Genomic DNA, 25,996 nt, shown 5'->3' with positions numbered 1-25,996 from the left:
TTATGAATATATTAGATAGTAAGATCCTTACTAAAAAAATTATTGTAGGATTTGTGATCTACATAGTTCCACTGCTGATCATCGGCGGTGGACTATGGCTCACAAAGATCATCTTAACCAAATAAACTTATTGTTATGGCAATCGATAAAACATTAAGAAGAAAAATATTGAAAGATGGAACTATAAGTCTTTTCATTTACGCGTTACCGGTAGTAGCAGTTTATCTTTATTTTGCTATAAAAGGTGAAACGCCGTGGCTTAATGAAGCTTCAGCTCAAATAAATGTGCCGGCTGTATTCAGTTTTATTAAACCTGTATTTACAAACCTTCAATCCTGGGGCTTTATCGCAATCGCGTTGGTATTAGGTATTGCAGAATTTGCATTAGGACTGTATGATAATAAATGGACAAAAACGGAAAGAGCAATAGACATCGTTTGCTTTATTGCACCTAAAATTTTGTTAGTACCGGTAACAGCTTTCTTCGGGTTGAAATTATTACCCTTTGTTTTACCGGGATTGGCAAATCATTTTTGGTGGGTGCCTTTTTGGGGTGGATCATTGATCATTGCAGTTGCTGACGACCTTACACAATATTGGTATCACCGTTTGCATCACCAGGTTCCTTTTATGTGGCGCTTTCATCGTACACATCACTCGGCACCGTACATGGGTATGGCAATGGCAAGCAGACAGAACTTTTTGTACACTGTTTTCTTTTCACAAATATATCTTACGGCAACATTGGTGTATTTAGGATTAGGACCGCAAGCCTTATTCGTTACTGTTATAAAATCAGTGATAACCTTGTCTGCTCATTCAAGCATTGCATGGGACAAGCCTTTTTACAAGTATAAGATTTTACATCCGTTTGCTTGGGTTTTAGAAAGATTGATCTCTACGCCTGCTACGCATCATGCACATCACGCAGATACGTTTGATGATGGCGTTGGTTATTACAAAGGCAACTTCGGTAATATGTTTTTTATCTGGGATGTAATATTCGGAACCGGACTTATCACAAGAAAGTACCCTTCATCATATGGCATTAGTTTTTATAAAGCAGAAGAATGGCAGGCGCAATTTTTATGGCCAATTTTCAAATCTAAAAAAGAAGGAAGTGAATTGTCTAAGAACGGACCTGAAGTAGGAGATGAAGTTCCAACGATTATTCAGGAACATCCCATCGCTGATTCTTTCAGAAAACAATCACAACCCGATTTTGCATTTAATATTCAATAAGCAGTAATGAAAAAGTTTGTAATAATAGTATTAGCTGCAGTAATTAACCTAAGTGTCTATGCTCAAAGAGATGCACGGCAACCATTTAAAGGTGTAATAGGAAAGACATTGGCAGACAGCAAGCAGTCCTGGCCGGAAAAGATAAAAGCAGCAGATGGCGCTCCTAACGTAGTTTGGATATTGATCGATGATGTCGGATTTGGTGCCAGCTCTACTTTTGGAGGCTTGGTAGCAACGCCTAACTTCGATACATTGGCAGCTAACGGTTTACGTTACACGAATTTTCATACAACCTCATTATGCAGCCCTACAAGAGCAGCGTTACTAACGGGTCGTAATGCACATCATGTGGCAATGGGCCATCATCCTGAATTAGCAACAGGTTTCCCTGGTTATGACGGAGATATTCCTTTTGAAGCAGGAACAGCGGCAGAGATTTTTAAAGAGAATGGTTACAATACATTTGCTTTAGGTAAATGGCATTCTACACGTCCTGAAGATGTTTCTGCAGCAGGACCTTACAATCGTTGGCCAACAGGCAGAGGTTTTGAACATTTCTTTGGTTTTATGGGCGGCGCTACGGATCAATGGCATCCGTTATTGATAGATGAAACCAATCCGGTAAATATCGAGCCCAATACTACGCACTTAAATAAGTTGCTTGCTGATAAAGCAATTGAATACATCGCAAATCAAAAATCGGCAGATGCAGATAAACCTTTCTTCTTATACTTTGCTCCCGGCGCTACACATGCACCGCACCAGGTAGCAAAAGAATGGATAGATAAATACAAAGGTAAGTTTGATAATGGCTGGGATGCTTATCGTACAAAAGTATTCAAACGGCAGCAGGCATTAGGCTTATTACCTGCAGGTACAGTATTGCCTCCACGACAATTAGGTGTTAAAGCATGGGATTCATTAAGTGCAGATGAGAAAAAAGTGTATGCGCATTTTATGGAAGTGTATGCGGCTTATTTGTCTTATACAGATTATGAAGTGGGAAGAGTTATAAATTATTTAAAACAAACAGGCATTATTGATAACACGGTTATCTTCCTAATGATCGGTGATAATGGTGCCAGTAAAGAAGGTACGTACACAGGCACTTCAGGCTTTAGTACAAAATCTCAAGGCGAAGACATTAAATTTTTATTGAGCCAATACGATAAGATAGGAACAGAATTTTCATCACCTAATTATCCATTGGGTTGGTCACAAGCTGCGAATACGCCTTTCCGCTATTGGAAGAGTGATGCCAATTCAGAAGGCGGCACACACAATCCGTTGATCGTTTATTATCCTAAAGGAATAAAAGAAAAAGGTGGCATTCGTTTTCAATACGGGCATGTGATAGATATTCTGCCAACTACTATTGAGTTAACAGGATTAAAAGTTCCTGATACCATCAACGGCTATAAGCAAGACCCAATACAGGGAACAAGTTTAGCATATTCATTTAATAATGCTTCTGCGGCATCTCAACATACTATTCAGTATTATGAATTGCATGGCGGACGTGCTGTTTATAAAGATGGTTGGAAAGCAGCAGTGTATCATCCAAGAAATACATTCGGCGAAAAGAATGGAGACATCAATTTCAATCCACGTCCATTTAGCCAGGATAAATGGGAATTATATAACATTAATAAAGACTGGACAGAGACGACAGATCTTGCAGCTAAAGAACCTCAAAAGCTGGAAGAGCTAAAAGCTTTGTTTGATTCATTGGCAATACAGAACAATGTCTATCCTTTAAAAAGTTATACGGAAGGGTTGCCGCAGCCTGAAATAAAACCGAAGCGTGTTATTTATGAAGGAACAACTGTTCGTACAAAAATAAATATTGGTAAAGGAAATGTTAGTATAACTGCTAACGTTATTGCAGGCAAAGACCCACAGGGAGTAATTTTTGCAAACGGTGGTTTGTTTGGCGGAACATCTTTGTATATACAAAACGGAAAATTAATTTATCTCTTAAGTGATGGATTAAGTGAAACTGTTTTGTCATCCTCAAAAGTTATTACTGAAGGAACATACACGATCAACGTTCAATTCATCGACTCAACTGTAATACTATCAGTAAATGGAGAACAGCAAGCGCAAGCAACCATCACAGCAAAGAATAAATATCTAAACACATTTGGTTCAGAAGGTGTAAGTGTAGGCAGAGATTTAAATTCTCCTGTTACCAAGAAATATCCTGGCACATTTCCTTTTAATGGAAGGGTACAGTTGCTAACTGTTGAACAACCTTCAGCAACAACAAAAGAAAATGCAATTGTATTGCCGGTAGATTCTTTCGAAGCAAAATTGAATCAAGCAACTGCTGCACAAATTATAGATACGCGTTTGCCGGAAGAGTTTGCTATCAATCATCTTAGCAATGCAATAAATATTAATTCGCTGCAAAGCAATTATGCAGAACAGTTAAGTAAGCTTGATAAAACAAAGCCGGTATTTACGTATGCGATCGGCAATGGAAGAAGCGTGCAGCTCGCCAATGAATTAACTGAAAAAGGATTTACGCAGGTATATGTGTTGGATGGCGGCATCGGCGGATGGATCGGAAATGCCAAGCCTATCTATTCTACATCAAAAGATAATTTTACCATTGCTGATTTTAAAAAGATCACTTCAACAAACAAATTGGTGTTGTTGGATCTGCACACGAGGTATTGTCCCGGCTGTAGAAAATTGCAACCAACGGTTGATTCTTTATCGAAAGAATACGGCATTACGTTGAAGGTAGTAAAGATAGATGTGTACGATAATCCTGCTATTGCAGGAACCTTTAAAGCGAATGCTGTTCCCACATTGATCGTATACAATGATGATAAAATTATCTGGCGAAGAACGGGAGCAGATACACAAAAAGGGGATGTAGAAAAAATTATTACAGGTTTAGTTTTAAAATAATAAATGATGAAAAGTATTACCACGACTAAAAAATCATTTCGATTAAATTTTGATACAGGCATTGGTTTTTCATGGCAACATCGTTGTGTCACATTTCTTTCAACGGTATACCTTTTGGCAGCTGTTTCCTGCAATTCAAAAAATAATAGCGGAACAGTTACAGTAGACAGTGTTACAACTGCAAAACAAAAAAATGCGTTGTGCTGCGAATCGAATTTACCAAAGCGATTCAGTACCGTTGGATATAATAATACAAGCGATTCAACCAAAGATTCATCGGCAACAGTAGCAAAAGCTTCGCATGAAGGAATGGTTTGGGTAGAAGGAGGAAGTTTTGAAATGGGAGCAGATAATAAGCAGGCATCACCGGATGAATATCCAAAGCATAAAGTAACGGTAAGCGGTTATTGGATCGATGCAACAGAAGTAACCAATGCAGCATTTGAAAAATTTGTAAAGGCAACAGGTTACATCACAACAGCAGAGCAAAAACCAGATTGGGAACAATTAAAAAAGCAATTGCCACCGGGAACAGAAAAGCCGGATGAAAGTGAGTTAGTTCCTGCTTCATTAGTTTTTCATGCATCTGATCAGCCTGTTTCATTAAATGATTACAGTCAGTGGTGGGAATGGAAGAAAGATGCAGATTGGAAACATCCACATGGCCCGGGTAGTACTATTAAAGGAAAAGAAAATTATCCCGTAGTGCATGTTTCGTGGTACGATGCCGTGGCTTATTGCAAATGGGCAGGCAAACGTTTGCCAACAGAAGCAGAGTGGGAATATGCTGCAAGAGGTGGATTGAAAAATAATATTTATCCATGGGGAAATGAACCTGTTGAAACAGGAAAACCAAAAGCCAATACCTGGCAGGGAAGTTTTCCTAACAAGAATACGCAGTGGGATAAGTTTTATTATGCAGCGCCTGTAAGATCGTTTGATCCTAACCATTATGGTTTGTATGATATGGCAGGCAATGTATGGGAATGGTGCGGTGATTATTATAACAATACCTATTACAGCACCGTCAATAAAGCAGACGGAGTAATTAACCCGCAAGGCCCCAATAAAAGCTTTGATCCGGAAGAGCCTTATGCAATTAAACGTGTGATACGTGGCGGCTCTTTTTTATGTAATGATTCTTATTGCTCGGGTTACAGGGTTGCACGGCGTATGAAGAGTACTGAAGATAGCGGGATGGAACATGTAGGATTCAGATGTGTAGCGGATAAATAGACATTGTCTTTGTTTTTTAGTTTCTATTAGAGGAAGGCCTGCTTTAGGGCGGGCCTTATTTTAAAAAACGATCTAAATAGTCACGTGGCCGAGTGGTTTAGGCTAAAGTCTGCAAAACTTTTTACGATGGTTCGAATCCATCCGTGACGTCAACTACTTAACATATAGCAAATATTTTTTTCGAGAAATTCCTGAACAAAATAAAATCCCTACTTTCATGCCCAAATATTTTTTCGATGAAAAGGTTTATAAAGGCCCTGCTTCCATCAAACAGTTCACTTTTTAAATTTCTTTCCAAAACGTACAGATATAGCTTTAAAATATGGCTTCCTAATAAAAAAACTCTCATAGAAATTTTAGATCAATACGCTAATCGTAACAAAGCAGTAACATTTATAGAAATTGGCGCTAATGATGGCGTTACAAACGATCCTTTAACGGAATATATAAAAAAAAATAAGCTTTGGAAAGGCGTGCTGGTAGAGCCGGTTCCGTATTTGTTTGAAAAACTAAAAAAGAATTATGCCTCATGTCAAAATGAGTTATTTTTTGAAAACTCTGCTATTTCTAAATTTGAAGGAACACAGCCATTTTACCGATTGAAGGAAAGTGATAATCCGGCTTTGCCCGTTTGGTATGATCAAATAGGATCATTCAATAAAGATGTGATATTGTCACATAGCAATATTCCCGGTTTTAATGAGTTGCTTATTGAAGAACAAATAAATACCATCACTTTTGATTCTTTGCTTAGCAAATACCAATTAAAAGACATTAATCTTGTTCATATTGATACAGAGGGATACGATTTTGAGATATTGAAATTAATCAACTGGAGTAAAATAAAAGTGGATATAGTGATCTATGAATATGTACATTTAGCAATAGGAGATTTCCGCAAATCTCTTAAGCTTTTAAAGAAGAATGGCTTTGAGTTGTTTTCTGATAAATTGGATATTATTGGCATTAATAAAAAAATCAGCCTCTTTGCTTAATTAGCAGTATAAATTTTTTCAACTTTCCCTTTTTGTAGATGTTACACCAAACAAACAAGATGATTTGTATATTCTCACAGATCATTTCAAACTTATGACACCTGTTAAAAACATTATATTCGATCTGGGCGGGGTTTTATTAAACCTCGATTACGACAAAACAACCAATGCATTCAAGCGATTAGGCGTTGAAAATTTTGATGAGCTCTTTTCTCAATTCAAAGCAAATGATCTGTTTGAAAAATTGGAAACGGGCAGAATTTCTGAAATTTTTTTTTATGAAACTATGCATGATTACAGTGGAAAAAGGTTAACCAATAAACAAATTGAAACAGCCTGGAATGCTATGCTGCTGGATTTTCGGCTAGAAAGTTTAAACTTTTTAAATTCTATTAAAGATAAATACAACATTTACCTGCTAAGTAATACCAACAGTATCCATTACGAAGCGTTTAAAAAAATATTACAGAAGCAAACGGGTAAAGATTCTATCAATGGTTATTTTATAAAAGCATATTATTCCCATCTTATACATTTACGAAAGCCTTATCCGCAAGCATATCAGTATGTTTTAAACGATGCAGCTTTAGTGGCAGAAGAAACTTTATTTATTGATGATTCCTTTAATAATATAGAAACAGCAAGGCAATTAGGAATAAATACACATTTGTTGCTAAAAGAAGAAAGGATAGAAACGCTCGGGTTATAATAAAGCTTTTTATTTTACTTCTTCAAACTCAATATAATCATCTTTATCTGTGGGCGCAGAGTAAGTAGTTGAAGTATGTCGCTGTTGCTGCTGTTGTTGTTGATTAAATTTATCTGCCTGTTCCTGCATTTTTGTCTGCATTTCCGAAAACTGCTTTTTTACCTGTTTGGTGGTGGTAGCGGCAGGAATGATAAAGTCGAATATCACTTTATAAGCCAGGTAAAGAAGAATTATGTCCTCAATAACTTTAAACATATGGCAAAGTTATGGTGTTGAAAAATAGTAAGCTGTTAAAAATTAAACCAAATACAATGCATGTTTGCTAATTCAAAAATCTTACCTACATTTGCATTGGAAAAACGATACAAAAGAAGGGAACGGAGCCGTTCCCTTCTTCTTTTGATATGACTCAGGACAATTCCATAACAGCAATAGAGAGTTTAGTAAAGGAGCTTTTACCGGAAAATGAAGACATTTTTCTGGTGTCTGTAAAAATCAAACCTACTAATAATATTAAAATTTTTTTAGATGCAGATAGTGGGTTAAGCATTGAAAAATGCATCAAGATAAACAGGGCCCTTTATAAGGTCATTGAGGAAAAAGGCTGGTATCCTGACGGCGATTTTTCATTAGAAGTATCGAGCCCGGGGCTGGATGAGCCGTTGAAATTGTTACGTCAGTACAAAAAAAACATCGGTAGAAATGTAGAAGTTACGCTCAACGACGACAAAAAACAAGAGGGTAAGCTGTTGGCAGTAAATGAAGAGACCGTAACGCTGGAACAGCACGAGGGTAAAGGAAAAAAGGCAATAACAAAAATTACAGGTATTCCGTTTGCAGATATCAGGCAAACAAAAATTCAGATAGTATTTTAATTAACAATAAAACACCCTACCGGCGGGGAAACAAAAGTGAGGCCGGCAGTTTATGGCACGTATTAATTTAATTGATTCTTTCCAGGAATTTAAAGACGCCGAAAATATCGATCGTCCTACATTAATGAAAGTAATGGAAGATGTTTTTAAAACATTGATCCGCAAAAAGTACGGAAGCGACGAGCAGTTTGACGTAATTGTTAATGACCAGAAGGGTGATTTGGAAATTTTCCGTCGTCGTACCATTGTGGATGATGGTGATATATATAATACCCTTACGGAAATTGAGTACAGTGATGCTATTAAAATTGAGCCCGATTACCAGGTAGGGGAAGAGTTATACGAAGAAGTTGATATTCAAAAGGAATTTGGTCGCCGTGCTATACTTGCCGGTAAACAAACATTGGCAAGCCGTATCAATGACCTGAAAAAGAGCTTATTAATTAAAAAATACGAGGACCGTGTAGGCGAGATCGTTAGCGGGGAAGTTTACCAGGTTTGGAAAAAAGAAGTGTTGATGCTGGACGAAGAAGGGAATGAAATGATCTTACCTAAGTCAGAACAGATTCCATCGGATTATTTCAAAAAAGGTGAAAACATCCGCGGTGTTGTAAAGAAAGTAGAATTAAAAAATAACCAGGCAGTAATTATAGTATCAAGAACAAGTCCGATGTTCCTCGAAAAACTATTGGAAATTGAGGTTCCTGAAATATTCGATGGCTTGATTGTTGTTAAAAAGATCGTTCGTGACCCGGGAGAAAGAGCAAAAATTGCAGTAGAAAGTTTTGATGACAGAATTGACCCGGTGGGCGCTTGTGTCGGTATGAAAGGTAGCCGTATTCACGGTATCGTTCGTGAGTTGAAAAACGAGAATATTGATGTTATCAACTGGACAGCTAATAATCAATTATTGATCCAACGTTCATTAACTCCGGCAAAGATCACTAACATTGCATTGAACGACGAAAGTAAGCATGCAACCGTATACTTAAAGCCAGACCAGGTTTCATTGGCCATCGGTCGCCGTGGTGTTAATATTAAATTGGCATGTGAGTTAACAGGATACGAAATAGATGTGTTCCGCGATAATGAAGGCGAAGAAGAATCATTTGATATTGACCTGGAAGAATTTGCAGATGAAATTGAATCATGGATAATTGATGAGTTGAAGAGAGTAGGTTGCGATACTGCCCGTTCAGTATTGGATCTTACTCCTGAAGAATTGGAAAGAAGAACAGACCTGGAAAAAGAAACGATTACAGAAGTAAGAAGAATATTACAGGAAGAGTTCGAGAAAGAATAAAAGTGCATGGGGTTTTAGTTTTATAGTCTAATAGACCATAATATCGGGATTCAAACAGAATGATATTATGGGCTATCAACCATGGACTGGTCATGCACGCATACTTAACTAAAAAGAAAGAATGTCAGAAACAGCAAGTAATACACCACGATTAATGGCAGCCGCCAAAGAGTTCAACATTGGTAAAGACACCTTGATTGAATTCCTTACCGGCAAAGGCTTCAGTGCTGATGATCTGAAGCCCACTGCAAAGCTCACGGAACAAATGTACCGTGTGTTGCAGGCAGAATTTCAACAGGATAAAGTAGCTAAGCAGAAAGCCGAGCAGGTTGAATTAATAAAAGGCTCTGGTAATACTGAGCCTAAAAAGAAAAAAGACGAAGAAGATCTTTCTTTTAAAAAGAAAGAAGCGGCAGCGCCGGTAGTAGAAACGCCAAAACCGGTAGAGGCAGAAACAACAACTCCGCCGCCGGCAGCACCGGTTGAAGAAGCGGCACAACCACAAGCGGTTACCAACATAGAAGCGCCTGAATTAGAAGCGCCGAAGATCATTAATAAGATAGATCTGGATGCGATAGATTCTTCTACCCGTCCAAAAAAAGCAGCCGCAAAACCTGTAGAGAAAGAAGCACCTAAAAAAGGCAAGAAGAAAACAGAGGAAACTGAAGAAGCTCCGGCAGCGACAGCCCCTGCTCCTGTTGCAGAAACAGCACCACCTGCAGCTCCTGAACCTACTGAGCCGATTATCGAAAATATTCGTGCGGAAAAATTAGAAGGTCCTAAGATATTAGGAAAGATAGAGTTGCCGGTTAACAGCGACACAAGACCTAAAAGAGATACAGAAGATAAGCGTAAACGCAAGCGTATTCCTATTGAGCGTAAAAATGATTTTCCTCCCGGTCAACAACAAGGACAGGGACAACATCAAGGCGGTCAGCAAGGAAGAGGCGGACAACCACATGATCCAAACCGAAACAGGCCACATGGTCCCGGGGGCGGCGGTCATCATGGTGGTCAACAAAGACCTGCTGCACGTTTTGGCAACAAACCTCCTTTTCAACGTAGAGAAGACAGAGAGATTGATGCCAAAGAAATTCAGGATAAAATCAAGGAAACACAAGCCAAACTTACAGGCGGCAGTGGTCGCGGTAAGAGCTTAAAAGCAAAATACAGGAAAGCAAGAAGAGAAGAATTGGCAGAACAAGCCGAAGGTGGAGCAGATGAAAACAATAAGCTGCAGGTTACAGAATTTATTTCTGTAAGTGAATTGGCGAACTTGATGGATGTAAGCTTTGCTGAAGTTATCGGCAAGTGTATGGGGCTTGGTATAATGGTGTCTATTAATCAACGTTTGGAAGCAGATGTGATTGAGCTGGTAGCAAGCGAATTTGGATATGAAGTAGAATTTATTGGTGTGGATGACGCTGCCGAAATGGAAGAAGAGGATGAAGACGACAGCCCGGAAAATCAAACACCAAGACCGCCTATTGTAACGATCATGGGTCACGTTGACCATGGTAAAACCTCATTGCTGGATTATATACGTCAAACCAATGTAATTGCCGGCGAAGCCGGAGGTATTACGCAACATATAGGTGCATATGAAGTAACGTTGGCGGATGGACGAAATATTACATTTTTGGATACACCGGGTCACGAAGCGTTTACAGCTATGCGTGCCCGTGGTGCCAAGGTTACGGATATTGCAGTAATTGTTGTTGCAGCGGACGATGCGGTGATGCCTCAAACAAAGGAAGCCATCTCGCATGCACAGGCGGCAGAAGTACCAATGATCTTTGCTTTGAATAAAATTGATAAAGACGGAGCAAATCCTGAAAAGATAAAAGAACAGCTTTCTACCATGAACATCTTAGTAGAAAGTTGGGGCGGTAAATTTCAAAGCCAGGAAATAAGTGCTAAGAAAGGATTACACGTAGATCTATTGATGGAAAAAATATTGCTGGAAGCTGATCTGCTAGAGCTGAAAGCAAATGCTCATCGCCCGGCATCAGGAACAATTATTGAAGCGTCCTTAGATAAAGGTCGTGGATATGTTGCTACTATTTTAGTGCAAAACGGTACGTTGAAACAAGGCGATATGATCGTATCGGGTCAATTCTTCGGTAAGGTAAAAGCCATGTACAACGAACGTAATGCCCGAATGGATGAAGCGCCACCATCAACTCCTGTATTAATATTAGGTTTAAATGGTGCGCCACAGGCAGGTGAAACATTTAAAGTTTACCACGATGAAAGCGAGGCAAAAGAAGTGGCTTACAAACGCGGACAAATTTTGCGTGAACAGGGTATGCGTGCCCGTAAGCATATTACATTGGATGAGATCGGTCGCCGTTTGGCATTGGGTAACTTTAAAGAATTGAACGTAATTATTAAAGGTGATGTGGATGGATCTGTGGAAGCATTGAGCGACTCATTACAAAAATTAAGCACGCAGGAAATTGTTGTTAAGGTAATTCATAAAGCCGTAGGTGCGATCACCGAAAGCGATGTTACGTTAGCAACAGCATCGGATGCGATCATTATTGGTTTTAATGTTCGTCCTTCATTACAAGCCGGACGTTTAGCCGAAAATGAATCGATACAGATCAAGCTATACTCTATTATCTACAATGCTATTGAAGAAATTAAGAGTGCGATGGAAGGTATGTTGGAACCTGGCGTGGAAGAAAAAATATTGGGCAACGTAGAGATAAGAGAAGTGTACAAGTTTGATAAAGTAACGGTTGCCGGATGTTTTGTGTTAGATGGAAAACTGGCTCGTAATAACCGGATTCGTTTAGTAAGAGATGGTATTGTGATCTTTACCGGTGAATTGGGAAGTCTGAAACGCTTTAAAGATGACGTTAAGGAAGTAACATCGAGCATGGAATGCGGATTGAGCATCAGGAATTATAATGATATTAAAGTGAGCGACATTGTGGAGGCTTTTGAAGAAGTGGAAGTAAAAAGAACGCTGTAATATTTTGTTAATACGAATGTTGAATAGCCAAAAGAATGAACAGCAACTTACTTTTGGCTTTTTTTAATTAAATAGAATCAGGTAGTTATACTACATAAAACAAAGTTCAATATTGGTATGCAGTTGCAGAGAGTGACACAACCATGTTGAGAAAAGAACATACGCTGGTAACATGAAAAAGAAATTTCTTCTTGCAGTTTTTATTTCGGCATTATTTATTACTAACGGTTTTGCACAAACGCAAAAAGTGCTGGCTGATAAAGTGATCGCTGTTGTTGGTGACAAAGTAATTTTAAAAAGCGATATTGATAATAGCATTATTGATATGCAGCGGCAGAATATGCCTGTTCCGGCAAATGCCAGATGTGCATCATTAGAGCAAACCATGGGCATAAAAGCCCTGGTATTGCAGGCAGAAAAAGACTCTTTGCCAGTTTCTGATGAAGAAATAGATGCTGACCTGGATAACCAAATACGTTATTTCATCAGCGCTTACGGTTCTAAAGAAGAGCTGGAAAGAATAGCCGGTAAAACGGTTTATCAAATGAAAGAAGATTACAAGCAAAGCTTTCGTGAAAGAAAATTAGCGGCAGCAATGCGTGATAAGATCATAGGCGATATTAAGATCACTCCATATGAAGTAAAGCAGTTTTTTGATAAGATACCGACAGACAGTTTGCCTTTTTTTGAAAGCGAATTACAAATAGGACAAATTGTAGAATATCCTAAAGCCAGCAGGGAGGCAGAGGAATATGCCGTCGACCAATTGAAAGAATTTAAGCAGCAAATAGAAAGCGGCGCTAAAAAATTTGAAACGTTGGCAAGCATTTATTCAAACGATCCGGGCAGTAAAGATAAAGGCGGCGAATACCAGATCAACCGGAATGAACGCCAATGGGACCCTACCTTTTTAGCAAAGGCGTTTAGCTTAAAAGAAGGACAGATCTCGAGTCCTTTTAAATCTAAATTCGGTTATCATATTGTGCAGATGGAAACACGTAATGGCGATGATGCATTGGTGCGTCATATATTGATCATTCCGCAGATAACTCCAACAGAATTAAATGCAGCAAGAGACAAAATGGATTCTGTTCAACAACAACTGGTAAGCGGTAAATTACAGTTTGGTGATGCCGTTTCTAAATACAGCGATGATGACAATAGCAAATTTACCGGTGGCATGGTAACCAATAGAGAAGGTAGTTCTATTGTAACCATCGACCAATTGGATAAGGATATGGTGCTGATGTTAAAAGATATTAAAGTGGGTGAATACTCTAAACCTACTGTATTTACAGACGACAGAAGCAAACAAGGCATTCGTATTATTTATCTGAAAAGTAAAACAGAACCGCATCGTGAAAATTTAAAAGATGATTACAGTAAAATAGCACAACAAGCTTTAGAAGAAAAAAAGAACGCAGCTTTAGATAAATGGTTTGTTGAACAAATCCCTACCTATTATATCAAAATAGATGATGAATACAAGAGCTGTGAAGAAATGAAAAAGTGGATAAAGTAATTCATACAGTCAAAATTCGTTTAGAACAAATTGATAGAGAAACAATCAAAAATCAAGAAAGAGGAAAAAGCAATTTTAGTTGGTTTGGTAACTAAAGAGCAAACAGAAGCACAACTCAATGAATATTTATCTGAGTTGGCTTTTTTGGCAGAAACCGCCGGCGCTAAAACCATCAAGACATTCTCTCAAAAATTACTTCATCCCGATACAAGAACATTTGTTGGTAAAGGAAAGCTGGAAGAAATTAAAAACTTCATTCAGCATAAGAACAATGATGTTCAATTGGTAATATTTGATGATGAGCTAACAGGTTCTCAAATTCAGAATATAGAAAAAGAGCTGAAGGTTAAAACCATAGACCGTAGCGATCTTATCCTCGACATATTTGCCAGTCGTGCAAAAACAGCACAAGCCAAAACACAGGTGGAGCTGGCACAATACCAATACATTTTACCTCGCTTAAAAGGAATGTGGAAGCACTTGGAGAGACAAGGTGGTGGCGTTGGAACACGTGGCCCCGGTGAAACGGAAATTGAAACCGATCGTCGTATTGTAAAAGATAAGATCAGTCTCTTACGGAAACGCTTGGCCGAAATTGATAAGCAGGCTTTCACACAACGTAAAGAAAGAGGAGAATTCATACGCGTATCATTGGTAGGTTATACCAATGTTGGTAAATCAACCTTAATGAGCTTATTGAGCAAGAGTGAAGTATTTGCAGAAAATAAATTATTTGCTACGCTGGATACTACCACCCGTAAAGTAGTATTTGAACAAACTCCTTTTTTATTAAGCGATACCGTTGGATTTATTCGTAAGCTTCCGCATCATTTGGTTGAGAGCTTTAAAAGCACGTTGGATGAAGTAAGAGAAGCAGATATTTTATTGCATGTGGTAGATGTATCGCATCCGCAATACGAAGATCAGCTGAACGTAGTAAATAAAACATTGGCAGAATTAGGTGCTGCCGAAAAACCAACCGTTACCATTTTTAATAAGATGGACAAATACGAGGCAGAGACGTTTGATCAATGGTTGGAAGATGATGTAAAAAAAGAAATTCTGCAAGATCTAAAACAACGTTGGCAGAACGAAACAAAAGACAATTGTGTATTTGTTTCGGCTACTGAAAAAATGAATATCGCCGAACTGCGACAAACAATCTTAAATAAAGTACGTGAACTATATCGCATTCGTTATCCTTATAAAGCTGAATTCTTTTATTGATACCGTAAAGTCGGGAAGGCGAGAAAATTTTAAACTTTACGTCTTACTATCTTACCGGCAAAGCATTTCTTATGAAAAGATACAAGTGGCATAAAATTGCAGACTCGGTAGAAGAGCTTCCTTTCAATGAAAATAATTTATTGGAAGTAGAAGTTGCCGGAAAAATAGTTTGCATGGCAAAACACAATGATGTGTTACATGCCTGCTCGCAAAAATGCCCGCATGCCGGCGCTTATATGGAGGAAGGGTATATTGATGCATTAGGCAATATTGTTTGCCCGATACACCGCTACAAATTCAGCCTGCAAAACGGTAGAAATACCAGCGGAGAAGGATATTTTTTAAAGACTTTCCCGATAGAAACACGTGCCGATGGCATCTATATAGGATTGGAACAGGAGGGTTTATTTAGCTGGCTGAAATAGTTTGCTTTTATTTTTAAAAAAAACTAAAAACCCCTTATTTTTGCACTCCTTTCAAAAAGGGAAATTCCTCCTTAGCTCAGTTGGTTAGAGCATCTGACTGTTAATCAGAGGGTCGTTGGTTCAAGTCCAACAGGGGGAGCGGAAAAAATAAAGCAGTTATAACGAATTAAGTTGTAGCTGCTTTTTTATTTGCACCTCAAATAACTTCGAACTCTTAAGTTTTCTTTTTCTTAATAAAGGATACATCATGAGGAGGAGACTTAAATTGCTCATCTTCTACTCACTTATTTCTTCAAATGCAGGCTGAAATAGAGATCACATATTAATTAATGTTTATCACAATCAAATTAACAGCCTTCGCTAAATATGGGCTCTATATTTGCGGCTATTGAAATGAATATCTAAACAACGTATTAAAGATGCCAAAGTATATTACTCACATTGAAATGGAAAACGGAAACCTGGAAGACTTTTCCAGCTTAAATAAAGAACTTTTAAGGTCCTCTTTTAAAAATGAAAATATCAATGCTGATAAATTGAAACACCCATCCAAAATAGTATTGAGCAAATCAGGGAATGTTTCGCTTCAGGAGATCAATGCTGAAATTCTAAAGGCAATTGGGAGAACAGGAAAAAAATTCTCATTTTACGTTGTAAGAGATAAAAACTCAAGCCTGAATTAGTGTTACAAATAAATAATTAGTGATGGATCCAAAAAACAAAAAAGACGAAGAAAGCAAAAGCGACTCACTCGATGAGGGTACTACACAAAGAGTACATGAGCATTTGAAAAATCAGAATGATATAATTTCTGATGATGATTTAAAGAACGCCAAAATAGATCATTTTGAAATAGAGGAAATTAAACCCTCTGAAACCACTAAAGAAAAAATTTCATCCAAAGACCCCAATAGCCCATCTATCAATACTGTTTGGAATATTCTTGATGAAGAATAGTTAATCCATATATAAATCTAACATGAAAAACCTACTACTGCTTTTTTTCACATCTCTTTGTTTTGATTTTGCTAATAGTCAAGCTCCTGCCATACAATGGAAAAAAACATTCGGAAGCAGCTGGGCGGAAAGGGCATACTCCACCCAACCAACAAAAGACGGCGGATGTATAGTAGCCGGTTACGCCAATTATAATGAAGACGATGTAACAGGCAATCATGGCGGCGACGATTTCTGGGTAGTAAAATTATCGTTTGCAGGTGTAATTCAATGGCAACAATGCTATGGCGGCAGTTATGATGATATAGCCTACAGCATTCAACAAACAACCGATGGTGGTTATATTATTGCAGGCTCTACACTTTCTAGCGATGGACAGGTAACCGGGTTTCACCGTAATCTACAGAATCCGCTATGGGAAGATTATTGGGTTGTAAAAATAGACAGCATCGGTGAGCTGCAATGGCAGAAAACATTGGGGGGAACAGGATTTGATGAAGCCTATAGCGTAGCGCAAACCTTGGATGGTGGGTACATTGTTGCTGGGGTTAGCAATTCGGGTGATGGTGATTTTGTAAATGGCGGCAATATTGTAAAGCTATCTTCCACCGGCGAAATACAATGGCACCATTACCAGGGAGGCAATTTCAATTACAGCGTGCAACAAGCCTCCGATGGCGGGTATATTATTGCAGGTGCCTTGTTGGGCCAGTTTAGTATTTTAAAAATAGATAGCCTTGGCTATCAACAATGGTGGAAGTTTTATGGGGGCAGCGGACCCGATGTTGCCAATAGTGTTAAACAAACCCGTGATGGCGGCTATATCGTTGCAGGCTATACGCAATCCGGCGATGTTACAGGGTACCATGGAGGCAGCTCTGATGCATGGGTAATAAAATTAGACAGTATGGGTGAGCTGCAATGGAATAAAGCATTAGGAGGTTCCTATGTAGATCAGGCAAATAGTATTGAACAAACTACTGACGGTGGTTATATCATTGCAGGTATCACTAATTCAAACGATGGAGATGCGAGTGGTTATCATGGTACAGCCGGGGCTTATAGTAATACCAGTGGGGTTATCCCTGATTATTGGGTGGTAAAAATAAGTGACACAGGGAAAGTACAATGGCAAAAAACAATGGGTAGCAGTTATCTGGATTATGCTTACGACGTTAAGCAAACTACTGATGGTGGTTATGTAGTAGTGGGTTCAACTGTTGCTCAAAAAGTAAACGATGACGATGTAACGGGTTTTCATTTAAATGTTTCATTGCCCAATGCCAGCGGCTACGATTACTGGATAGTAAAACTTGCGCCGGATGTTGTAACTCCAGTACAACTGATTTCCTTTACGGCTATTGCCCAAAGCTGCAATGTTGCATTATTAAATTGGAAGACAGCACAAGAAATAAACAACAAAGGTTTTGACATAGAACAAAGTACAGACGGCCACACTTTTTATAAAGTTGGTTTCGAAGCAGCTAAAGCAACCAATAATAATGGACTGGTCTATAATTTTAATTGTAACAATTTAATATACGGACAAACCTATTTTCGATTAAAGCAAATTGATATTGACGGAAGTTTTGAATATTCCTCAATTGTTTCTGTAAAGAACTATTGTACGACTAGTTTCATTACAATATTCCCAAATCCTGCAAGCAATTCAGTACATATAACCGGTTTGATAAATTCAACCAACAACATTAAACTTACTAATGAAAGCGGCGCAACAATTAAAAATTGGATAAACACGCCTGAAAGGGATTTTGATATTAGTAGCTTAGCAAAAGGAATTTACTTTATTACAATTGAGAACAAAAGCTATAAGTTCAGCAAAGAGTAAAACACTATTAAAACCGGGTTTTAAAATTGAAGGCTTAAACTTTATCAGCTCAAGAACATAATTCAAGTGTATATTTAAAGATATACCTGAAAGTAAATGCAAGTATATCTTGGCTTTTTAAGTATACTTCACCAATATAAATTATGCTCAAACTTTATTTTTTATTATTCATTTCCTTTTTGTTTTCTTCCACCTTAATTGCCCAATCGCCACATGCTGCACAATTGTATGGCGTAACAACATTTGGCGGAAACAATTATTTAGGTTCTATCTTTCATTATACACCCGGCACTAATATTTTCACAACAGACTATAGCTTTGAAAGGAAAGTACAGGGAGCAACTCCAAAATGCAAAATAGTTGCCCCGGGTAATGGTAAATATTATGGTACTACTACGTCCGGAGGAAATTATAACGCAGGGGTGATCTTTGTGTGGGATTCTGCTACAAACGAGTATACTGAGCCTTATCATTTTACAGGCATCGATGGGAATGATGCCAGGGGAGAAATGATCGAATACGATCATAAATTTTACGGCATAACAAATTTGGGAGGAACAAATAATGCTGGTGTTATTTATGAGTGGGATTATAGCAATAACGTGTACACTAAAAAAATTGATCTTGATAATGCCAGCGGAAGCAATCCCGATGGAACATTAACATTAATAGGAAATAAATTTTACGGCTTTACCCACACAGGAGGACAATACAATAAAGGCGTTCTGTTTGAATGGGATGTTACATCAAATACCTATACAAAAAAGTTTGATTTTGATAGTACAAAAGGAAGCAATCCTGTTGGGAAGCTGGTTCCTTTCAACGGCAAGCTATATGCTATGTGCAATGCAGGTGGAAGTAGCAATATGGGTACGCTTTACGAATGGGATTACGTAACAAACACCGTTACTAAAAAAGTTGATTTTACCGGTACAAATGGCTCACATCCGTTGGGCTTTTTATCTTTCTATAATAATAATTTATATGCCACTACTTATGATGGCGGTACACATAACTACGGAGTAATTTTTCAATACAACCCTACATCAAATACTTACACAAAAAAGTTAGACATGGGTTTTGTATACTACCCGCAATTAGGCAATATACGTACGGTATATCCTTTAGGATCTTTAACGCTGAAAGGAAATATTTTTTGGGGAGTAACTTCAAATGGCAATAGTGCAGGTGCAATATTTTCTTATGATCCGGCCACCAATGTTTTTTCTGATTATTTTTTTAATAACTCTTCAGGATATCCTGTTTGCGATGTAGGATTAACTACACCGGCTGCCGAATCGTACGAATCGTTTTTAGTAAGTGGAAATATGCTGCTAGGTACTTATTCTTCTGCCGGAGTAACGTATACCGGTTGCATCTTTAAATTTTTGCCGGATTCAAACCAGTTTGTAAGTGCCGTGCACATGGGCGCCGCAGATGGATTGTATCCCAATACGTATTTAACTAAATTAAACAATAAGCTATTTGGTGTAACCGCTACCGGTGGTTATAATCATAACGGAACTATTTTCGAATATGATCTAACCACACACCAATACCAAACCCGTTTTGAATTTGACGGATATAAAACAGGTTTACAGCCAACCACTTCGCTTACTTATTGTAATGGAAAATTTTACGGCATCAATAGCAGGGGAAGATCTTTTAAAGGCAGCATTGGTGTAGGTAATACGCAAACCTTTGCCAGTGGCTGGACCAATAACAGATCTTACGGAGAGATCTATTCGTGGGATCCTGTAAGTAATCTCTATCAAAATATTAGTTATAATGATGTAAGGCAGGGGCTAAATGTTTACCCGGGCGCAACATTTATTAATTATAACAATAAACTTTATACCATACAACCCGAATCTTATACAGATACAGCAACAAAAATTTTAGCTTCCGGAACAGTAAAAGAATACGATCCAATTATTGATAGTTTTAAAGATAGGGCGATAATAAAAGCAGTAGAAGGAAATCCATTTAACGCAAATGGGATAAGCTATTATAATGGAAAATTTTATGGCATGACAATGAGCGGCGGTACAGGATACGGGAAGGGGGCTATGATATATGAGTGGGATACAACAACCCGTGTTGCTGTACGAAAAGTAATATTAGATAGCATTGGTGGTTTTGTGCCTTATGGCAGTTTAACATTGGCTGGCAATGAATTTTATGGCATTACTTCTAATTATGGTAGCGGTCCGTCGCCTTATAGTGTTTTATTTAAGTGGAACCCTGCAACAAATGTTCTAAAAAAATGCAGTCAGCTTGCTTATCGTTGTTTTGGAAATCCAACCTATAGCGAAGGGAAAATTTATTTTGCATCTGCTACTAATTTAACCGTGTTGGATCTTTATGCCTATGATCCCGTTTTGGATACTTCTTATTGGATAAGGGAAATACCTACAAACCCCGGCAATTGGAATAAAAGTTGCACCGCTCCCAACTTTTATACACAGTTAGTGGAAGTAATTCCCAACCAGGCTCCCCTCTTGTCAAACACACCGGGTACTTTAACTGTTTGTACCAATGAAGCACCTCATACAACTAATTTTACGTTAAGCGACGCAGATAATGACAGTATGCTGTTTCGCATTGCCAGCAGCAATACAGCATTGATTCCGAAACAGAATATTTTAATAACACATACAGACAGTACTTACACTATCACTTATACAAGCTCAGCTAACCAAACTGGTGTCTCTATTATTTCGGTTATTGCAAATGACGGATATGGCGACTCAGTAAATTTTTCTTTCAAGGTAAACGTAATTGCTTCGAATCAAATCATCTGTACGCCAGTACCAATAAAGCTACTGTCATTTACTGCGCAGGCAAAAGAAAAAAATGTTTTGATTAGCTGGCAAACCACTGCAGAGATAAATTTAAAAGAATATACTATTGAACGTAGCACCGATGGAATTACATTTACTAAGATAGCTCTTGTAAATGCTTCGAATGATAATAGCTATTCATTTATAGATGAATATCCTTATAGCGGAACTAATTATTATCGCCTGAAGAGTATTGATAACAATGGAGAATACACATACAGTGACATCGCTAAAGTCAGTTTTCAATTCTCGCAATATATATTAACTGTTTATCCAAACCCCGTAAAAGAGATTTTATATATCAATGCAAATTCCAGCATTAAAAATATCCATGCCGTTATAACAGATATTACCGGCAGAAAAATGAGTGAAGGAAATTATTCCGTAATTCATTAATAAAGATTCAAACAAAATCGTTCCTTCCCGGAGTTTATTTGCTGAGTGTTTTTGATGGCATACATACAGTAAATAAAAAAATAATTAAAGAGTAATAATGTTTATCATTTTATAACCATCCCAACAAGGATAGAAATAAAAAATGATATAAAAACAATTGGAGAGAGATAAAAAATAAAGTCGTCTAATTAGACGACTTTATTTTTTATACTATACTTTAAAAATATATCTGGGTCTCATCATCTTCTATCTCATTCCAGTCGGTGCCATCTGATTGTACAACAGTAAACGTTTCTGTTATGTTAGAATTACCCTCATTTAAAGTTCTGATATTACTTTGCGGAAAGATCGCATTGAATGCATTAGGATGAAGAATGTAAAAGTAATTGGAACTGTTCAATGGTTTTACAATTGCATAACCGGTACTGGTTGGATAATGTACATAAGGAATATTTCTACCAACGATCCTGTATATTCTTCCTGTACAGTTGGATGCTTCCGGCAAGGAAACGGTAATGTTTTTAGTGGAGTCTGATTTCAGATCAACGATAATAGTATAGTCGCTACTGGTTGGTGTATACGCTGCAGTTATAACTTTAATTGGCAAAGACATTGAACCTGCTACCTGCAGCCTTGAAGATGGAGTGGAAGTGCCGATACCGGCATTTCCCAGGTCGGTAACCAATGCGGCGCCGCTTGCCGATGTAAATTCACCTCCTGCACCTGTGCCGGATGCAGCGCCGTAAACTGCATCTCCATTTTGAGAATTCCCCGAAATTGCAAATGTACCGCTTGAGGTAGAAGAGGAAAGTCCTTGCGTACGTGTGGTACCGGCTACATCCAGCTTGCCTGATGGAGCTGTAGTGCCGATACCCATTCTTCCCAAAGAATCTATAGTTAATATATCTCCACCTAACGTATATCTATAAAGTTTAGCTTTCCCATCACTGGCATACCAATTCCAGCCGCCATAAGCGGCATCATTACGATCTGCGAAAATATATCCGGCATCAGTACCGCTGATCTTTTCTGAACCATCTTTTGATAAGCTAAAAATCGTATTAAACGTTCCGGCGGTTTTTGCAACCCCGCTTGTAGTGGAACTATAGAATGTAACACCTCCTGTTAACGGATTAAAGCCGATGCCGCCACCATATCCTTCGGCAATAAATTTTCTGCCGCTACTATAGTAGCTATTAAAACCAATACCCGGAAAATTACTTTCAATGGCAACACCTGTTGTATCGCTGCCAAAAAGTCCATAAACAGCACCAACGGATTTATCTACTACCAACCCTGCTAAAGTAGGAGTACTGTTTGCTATACCAATACCAACCACACCATTCGGCATTAAGATAAACTGTCCGCTACCATTATTTGCCATTAGCTGAAAAGGATGATTGCTGAATGTTCCTATCTGCGCCAGCTTAGTACCAAACACATATGTTTTAAGACTAACAGTTCCATTGGTATGCTCTATTCCAAAGCCTTCATTTAATACCGAAAATTTTGTGTTGGGAGTTAATGTACCAATGCCGACATTCTGTGCATGTATATGTATGCTTATTACAGTAAATAAAAAAAGTAATGTATGTTTCATCATGTGGTTTTCTGTAAAATTCGATTTTTTATTTATTAGTATAAACTTTTATATGCCTTTTTTCACAACAAGCGTATGTTATAAAAGCTCCTATCCTATTAACAAATCGTTTACAAAACATCTCTTTCACCAAGATTGCCGAAAACTGTACTTTCGTAGTATAAGACATCTCCTCCATCCTGTTTAAGATCTTGCATTAGTCCCTTCTTATTAGCCGTTGATCACATTCTTTAATACCTATTAGGAATATTCCTTTGGGTTATCATACCAACTTATCAATATAAAAGCACATGAAACTTACTTTTACGTCATTCCTCTTTTTTATCAGTTTACACGTTGCTGCACAGTGGAGCGATACTACCAATCTATTTACCGATAGCCTGCACATGCAGACCACCAATGCTTCTTACAACCAAAGCTCTCCCATTATTGTACGCAGCTACCCGGATAGCGGGTATTTTGTAATATGGCAGGACAGTCGCAATGACCATAACAATAGCAAGACCGTTGTATTTGCGCAGAAGTATAGTAAGAATGGAGTTGCGTTATGGGCAGCTAATGGGATACCTGTATCAACAAGTGCTAACAGCCAGCATTATACTTACCAGGGGCAAGACTATCGCAATCGTTCTTATGCCGCTACCGACAGTGCCAATGGTTTTTTTATAGCATATGCAGATGACAGTGTTACCAATTATGTTTACCAGCGTGCCTGTTTGCAACATGTAAAAAGCAATGGCACTACTGTTTTTGGCGGACCGGGTTATATCATTAAAAGCTCTACAACAGCCAACCTGAATATCTCTCCTCAATTGATCGCTGATGGTGCAGGTGGTTTCTTTTATTCCTTTATTGGAGCAGCACCTGTAGTGGGCACTCCTAACAGCGTATTTCTTTATTGTTATAAAGAGGTGAGCGGAACCTTGCAAAGCTATGGCGGCGGACAGATGAATGAGAATGCCGTACAGGTAACAGCAACATCACCTTGTGGCAATTATACGTATTTAAATTATCCCGATGCGGAAGTAAAAGATTATAATATTTTCAGCGATTGGCAGGGTGGCTGTAATGTGGTAATGCAGTTGAATGTAAACGGGCAAGGTCCTATGCTTGGTTATAATAAATTATGGCGTGCTAAAAAAACATCTACGGCTGTTGAATATTCATTGGATGATAAATATAATCCTGTTGCCGGCGCAGATTATTATACAAAAGGAAATGTATATCGGTTGTACTATTTAAAAACAGATCATCAAACCATCAGCTGCGGAAGTAGTTCAAATGTATATACCGTAACTCAATACCGCTTAGTTCAAAATGGATTTTTGGAAGTGGATGGTGGCCCTACATTATACGATCTTGATTATCCTAAAGGTGTTACCGTAACTACAACCGGTAATATCAATGTTGCTTTTTTAGCAAGCTGGAAAAGAACGTATATAACCAGTGTTTCTGATCCTTTTGTTGAAGGATATGTAATAAAAGATGAGATCTATGATAGCATTCCTTATCAAAGAACATCCAATACCAATCCTAATTATCCCGGCTATAATACAGTAGAGCCCGGTTCACTAAACAAGCTTACTTTTTTCCGCGATACCATATTGCCCTCTCCTTTTAATTACGACTTTGGTTTAAGTGGCGGCAGCAACCAGGTCTATGCAACAGCTGTACAATCTTCGGGCGGCTTTGTAAACCTGCAACGACTGGCAATAGAAAAACAAACAGCCGATTCTTTTGCGGTGATCTATAAAACAGGGTTAAAGCAAGGAACTGTAATAGGACAAGGAAGTTATAGTTCTCCGCCGCAGATCTGTGTAAATAAAAATGGCAATGCTTTGTTTTATGTAAAAGAATATGATGGTTCTACCGGACCTGTTCGTGTTAGTCCTGTTCTCAGCGGAACGCAATTGGCGTGGGGTGCCATGGGTGAAACCATTGGTACCGGTGTTTGGAGTGGTTATTATGATGTGATCACCCCGGTTGTTTCATTAGACCCTGTCAATGGCACAGGTTTGATCGCATGGACAGACACCCGCAACAACGGAACCACAGGATACGATATATATGTACGGCATTTAGATGATCTGAATAAGACAGACTATAAGCCACCTTATAAAAGAGTAAGAAGCATGCCCAATCCTTATGGTCCTGTAATTACTACTGCCGTTCTTTTCGGCACTACTAATACACTCACTACTTTTGATGCCTATGGCCCGTATGGCGATGCAGGCTATTCTCCTGCAGTTGATATTTCTGATAATTACAATTTAGGTAGTGTAACGGTGAAAGTATATGAAAATACAAGTGGCATTCGCACTACTAGCGGTAAGGCTTACCTTGACAGAAGCTATACCATCACTCCTGCTAACAATCCTAATGGAAGCGCTACTATTACTGTTCGTTTGTTTTTTACTACGGCAGAATTCAATGCGTTGAAAACAGCAGACCCTTCTATAACAACACCCGCAGACCTTGCTGTAATAAAACAACCGGGCACGGGCTCGGGAAGCACTTACAGCGTTGTAGCGGGCGAACAAACGGTAGCGCCATTATCATGGGCGGCTGTTACCGGTGGCTATTATATTGAGATAAAAGTTACCGGCTTCAGCAATTTCTTTATTTCAAAAAATACCGCCAGTATAAAAGCATCTAACTGGACGGGGACCGTAAGCACAGCATGGGAAAATCCTTCCAACTGGAGCACAGGCAAAGTACCTGATGCCAACACGGATGTATATATTGCTGCGCCGGCACCTAATTACCCGGTAGTATCATCGATGGCAACCTGCAGATCGTTAGCTACTTCTCCGGGCATAACTGTTCAGGTATCAACCGGATTTAAATTAACTGTTGCAGGAAGTAACTAACGTTCAACATCAGTTTTAATTGAATTGATAATATAGCAAACAGCCTTA

Annotated in this window: 19 protein-coding genes and 2 tRNA genes; 19 read left to right on the top strand and 2 right to left on the bottom strand. The window is 38.4% G+C overall.

Going from position 1 to position 25,996, the window contains the following annotated elements:
* Positions 1-2 precede the first annotated feature (2 nt).
* From K9M53_RS16110 to K9M53_RS15760, 7 genes are all read left to right on the top strand, one after another.
* Positions 3-125: a hypothetical protein gene (locus K9M53_RS16110; protein WP_255580642.1), complete on the top strand. Its 123-nt coding sequence runs from the start codon at positions 3-5 to the stop codon at positions 123-125.
* 10 nt (positions 126-135) lie between these two features.
* Positions 136-1,242 (top strand): sterol desaturase family protein, encoded by a 1,107-nt coding sequence (locus K9M53_RS15785; protein WP_224016713.1) that lies wholly within the window; start codon positions 136-138, stop codon positions 1,240-1,242.
* Between the two features lie 6 nt (positions 1,243-1,248).
* On the top strand, positions 1,249-4,161 hold the full coding sequence (locus tag K9M53_RS15780) for a sulfatase-like hydrolase/transferase (RefSeq protein WP_224016711.1): 2,913 nt from the start codon (positions 1,249-1,251) through the stop codon (positions 4,159-4,161).
* A gap of 3 nt (positions 4,162-4,164) precedes the next feature.
* Positions 4,165-5,397, top strand: a complete 1,233-nt coding sequence (locus tag K9M53_RS15775) for a formylglycine-generating enzyme family protein (RefSeq protein WP_224016709.1) — start codon at positions 4,165-4,167, stop codon at positions 5,395-5,397.
* Between the two features lie 78 nt (positions 5,398-5,475).
* Positions 5,476-5,547: transfer RNA gene (locus K9M53_RS15770), tRNA-Cys, on the top strand.
* Positions 5,548-5,633: 86 nt separating this feature from the next.
* Positions 5,634-6,392 (top strand): FkbM family methyltransferase, encoded by a 759-nt coding sequence (locus tag K9M53_RS15765; protein ID WP_224016707.1) that lies wholly within the window; start codon positions 5,634-5,636, stop codon positions 6,390-6,392.
* Between the two features lie 94 nt (positions 6,393-6,486).
* Positions 6,487-7,101: an HAD family hydrolase gene (locus K9M53_RS15760; RefSeq protein ID WP_224016706.1), complete on the top strand. Its 615-nt coding sequence runs from the start codon at positions 6,487-6,489 to the stop codon at positions 7,099-7,101.
* A 9-nt stretch (positions 7,102-7,110) separates the two neighbouring features.
* Here K9M53_RS15760 and K9M53_RS15755 read toward each other — a convergent pair whose 3' ends face one another.
* The gene (locus tag K9M53_RS15755) at positions 7,111-7,356 is read right to left on the bottom strand and encodes a hypothetical protein (RefSeq protein WP_224016704.1); all 246 of its coding nucleotides are present in this window, start codon (positions 7,354-7,356) and stop codon (positions 7,111-7,113) included.
* 149 nt (positions 7,357-7,505) lie between these two features.
* Between K9M53_RS15755 and rimP the strand changes: the two genes are divergently transcribed.
* The 11 genes from rimP (at position 7,506) to K9M53_RS15700 (ending at position 21,478) form a co-directional block, all read left to right on the top strand.
* Positions 7,506-7,976, top strand: coding sequence for a ribosome assembly cofactor RimP (rimP, locus tag K9M53_RS15750; protein ID WP_224016702.1), 471 nt, complete (start codon positions 7,506-7,508; stop codon positions 7,974-7,976).
* Between the two features lie 52 nt (positions 7,977-8,028).
* Positions 8,029-9,279 carry a transcription termination factor NusA gene (gene nusA, locus K9M53_RS15745; protein WP_224016700.1) on the top strand — a complete coding sequence of 417 codons (1,251 nt, stop codon included), beginning with the start codon at positions 8,029-8,031 and terminating at the stop codon, positions 9,277-9,279.
* A 121-nt stretch (positions 9,280-9,400) separates the two neighbouring features.
* Positions 9,401-12,259 carry a translation initiation factor IF-2 gene (gene infB / locus K9M53_RS15740; RefSeq protein ID WP_224016698.1) on the top strand — a complete coding sequence of 953 codons (2,859 nt, stop codon included), beginning with the start codon at positions 9,401-9,403 and terminating at the stop codon, positions 12,257-12,259.
* 172 nt (positions 12,260-12,431) lie between these two features.
* The gene (locus tag K9M53_RS15735; protein WP_224016696.1) at positions 12,432-13,781 is read left to right on the top strand and encodes a peptidylprolyl isomerase; all 1,350 of its coding nucleotides are present in this window, start codon (positions 12,432-12,434) and stop codon (positions 13,779-13,781) included.
* A gap of 30 nt (positions 13,782-13,811) precedes the next feature.
* The gene (gene hflX / locus K9M53_RS15730; RefSeq protein WP_224016694.1) at positions 13,812-15,008 is read left to right on the top strand and encodes a GTPase HflX; all 1,197 of its coding nucleotides are present in this window, start codon (positions 13,812-13,814) and stop codon (positions 15,006-15,008) included.
* Positions 15,009-15,079: 71 nt separating this feature from the next.
* Positions 15,080-15,433, top strand: coding sequence for a Rieske (2Fe-2S) protein (locus tag K9M53_RS15725; protein ID WP_224016692.1), 354 nt, complete (start codon positions 15,080-15,082; stop codon positions 15,431-15,433).
* A gap of 65 nt (positions 15,434-15,498) precedes the next feature.
* A tRNA-Asn gene (locus K9M53_RS15720) sits at positions 15,499-15,572 on the top strand.
* A 280-nt stretch (positions 15,573-15,852) separates the two neighbouring features.
* Positions 15,853-16,116, top strand: a complete 264-nt coding sequence (locus K9M53_RS15715) for a hypothetical protein (RefSeq protein ID WP_224016691.1) — start codon at positions 15,853-15,855, stop codon at positions 16,114-16,116.
* 22 nt (positions 16,117-16,138) lie between these two features.
* Positions 16,139-16,390, top strand: a complete 252-nt coding sequence (locus K9M53_RS15710) for a hypothetical protein (protein WP_224016689.1) — start codon at positions 16,139-16,141, stop codon at positions 16,388-16,390.
* 22 nt (positions 16,391-16,412) lie between these two features.
* On the top strand, positions 16,413-18,239 hold the full coding sequence (locus K9M53_RS15705; RefSeq protein WP_224016687.1) for a T9SS type A sorting domain-containing protein: 1,827 nt from the start codon (positions 16,413-16,415) through the stop codon (positions 18,237-18,239).
* A gap of 143 nt (positions 18,240-18,382) precedes the next feature.
* Positions 18,383-21,478, top strand: a complete 3,096-nt coding sequence (locus K9M53_RS15700) for a T9SS type A sorting domain-containing protein (RefSeq protein WP_224016685.1) — start codon at positions 18,383-18,385, stop codon at positions 21,476-21,478.
* Positions 21,479-21,695: 217 nt separating this feature from the next.
* On the opposite strand, the gene K9M53_RS15695 is transcribed toward K9M53_RS15700, so the two are convergent.
* Positions 21,696-23,081 carry a hypothetical protein gene (locus tag K9M53_RS15695; RefSeq protein WP_224016683.1) on the bottom strand — a complete coding sequence of 462 codons (1,386 nt, stop codon included), beginning with the start codon at positions 23,079-23,081 and terminating at the stop codon, positions 21,696-21,698.
* Between the two features lie 287 nt (positions 23,082-23,368).
* Here K9M53_RS15695 and K9M53_RS15690 point away from each other — a divergent pair, with 287 nt between their 5' ends.
* On the top strand, positions 23,369-25,948 hold the full coding sequence (locus K9M53_RS15690) for a hypothetical protein (RefSeq protein ID WP_224016681.1): 2,580 nt from the start codon (positions 23,369-23,371) through the stop codon (positions 25,946-25,948).
* Positions 25,949-25,996 lie beyond the last annotated feature (48 nt).

It is taken from the genome of Ferruginibacter albus, assembly GCF_020042285.1.
Classification (GTDB): domain Bacteria; phylum Bacteroidota; class Bacteroidia; order Chitinophagales; family Chitinophagaceae; genus Ferruginibacter; species Ferruginibacter albus.
This window is presented reverse-complemented; position numbering and strand designations above follow the sequence as displayed.

Bases quoted from the DNA above. Each gene is read 5' to 3' on its own strand.
- K9M53_RS15760 (WP_224016706.1), top strand. From the start codon at position 6,487: ATGACACCTGTTAAAAACATTATATTCGATCTGGGCGGGGTTTTATTA.
- K9M53_RS15775 (WP_224016709.1), top strand. From the start codon at position 4,165: ATGATGAAAAGTATTACCACGACTAAAAAATCATTTCGATTAAATTTT.
- K9M53_RS15725 (WP_224016692.1), top strand. From the start codon at position 15,080: ATGAAAAGATACAAGTGGCATAAAATTGCAGACTCGGTAGAAGAGCTT.
- infB (WP_224016698.1), top strand. From the start codon at position 9,401: ATGTCAGAAACAGCAAGTAATACACCACGATTAATGGCAGCCGCCAAA.
- K9M53_RS15710 (WP_224016689.1), top strand. From the start codon at position 16,139: ATGGATCCAAAAAACAAAAAAGACGAAGAAAGCAAAAGCGACTCACTC.
- K9M53_RS15735 (WP_224016696.1), top strand. From the start codon at position 12,432: ATGAAAAAGAAATTTCTTCTTGCAGTTTTTATTTCGGCATTATTTATT.
- K9M53_RS15700 (WP_224016685.1), top strand. From the start codon at position 18,383: ATGCTCAAACTTTATTTTTTATTATTCATTTCCTTTTTGTTTTCTTCC.
- nusA (WP_224016700.1), top strand. From the start codon at position 8,029: ATGGCACGTATTAATTTAATTGATTCTTTCCAGGAATTTAAAGACGCC.
- K9M53_RS15780 (WP_224016711.1), top strand. From the start codon at position 1,249: ATGAAAAAGTTTGTAATAATAGTATTAGCTGCAGTAATTAACCTAAGT.
- K9M53_RS15715 (WP_224016691.1), top strand. From the start codon at position 15,853: ATGCCAAAGTATATTACTCACATTGAAATGGAAAACGGAAACCTGGAA.
- K9M53_RS16110 (WP_255580642.1), top strand. From the start codon at position 3: ATGAATATATTAGATAGTAAGATCCTTACTAAAAAAATTATTGTAGGA.
- K9M53_RS15690 (WP_224016681.1), top strand. From the start codon at position 23,369: ATGAAACTTACTTTTACGTCATTCCTCTTTTTTATCAGTTTACACGTT.
- K9M53_RS15765 (WP_224016707.1), top strand. From the start codon at position 5,634: ATGAAAAGGTTTATAAAGGCCCTGCTTCCATCAAACAGTTCACTTTTT.
- K9M53_RS15755 (WP_224016704.1), bottom strand. From the start codon at position 7,356: ATGTTTAAAGTTATTGAGGACATAATTCTTCTTTACCTGGCTTATAAA.
- K9M53_RS15695 (WP_224016683.1), bottom strand. From the start codon at position 23,081: ATGATGAAACATACATTACTTTTTTTATTTACTGTAATAAGCATACAT.
- K9M53_RS15785 (WP_224016713.1), top strand. From the start codon at position 136: ATGGCAATCGATAAAACATTAAGAAGAAAAATATTGAAAGATGGAACT.
- rimP (WP_224016702.1), top strand. From the start codon at position 7,506: ATGACTCAGGACAATTCCATAACAGCAATAGAGAGTTTAGTAAAGGAG.
- K9M53_RS15705 (WP_224016687.1), top strand. From the start codon at position 16,413: ATGAAAAACCTACTACTGCTTTTTTTCACATCTCTTTGTTTTGATTTT.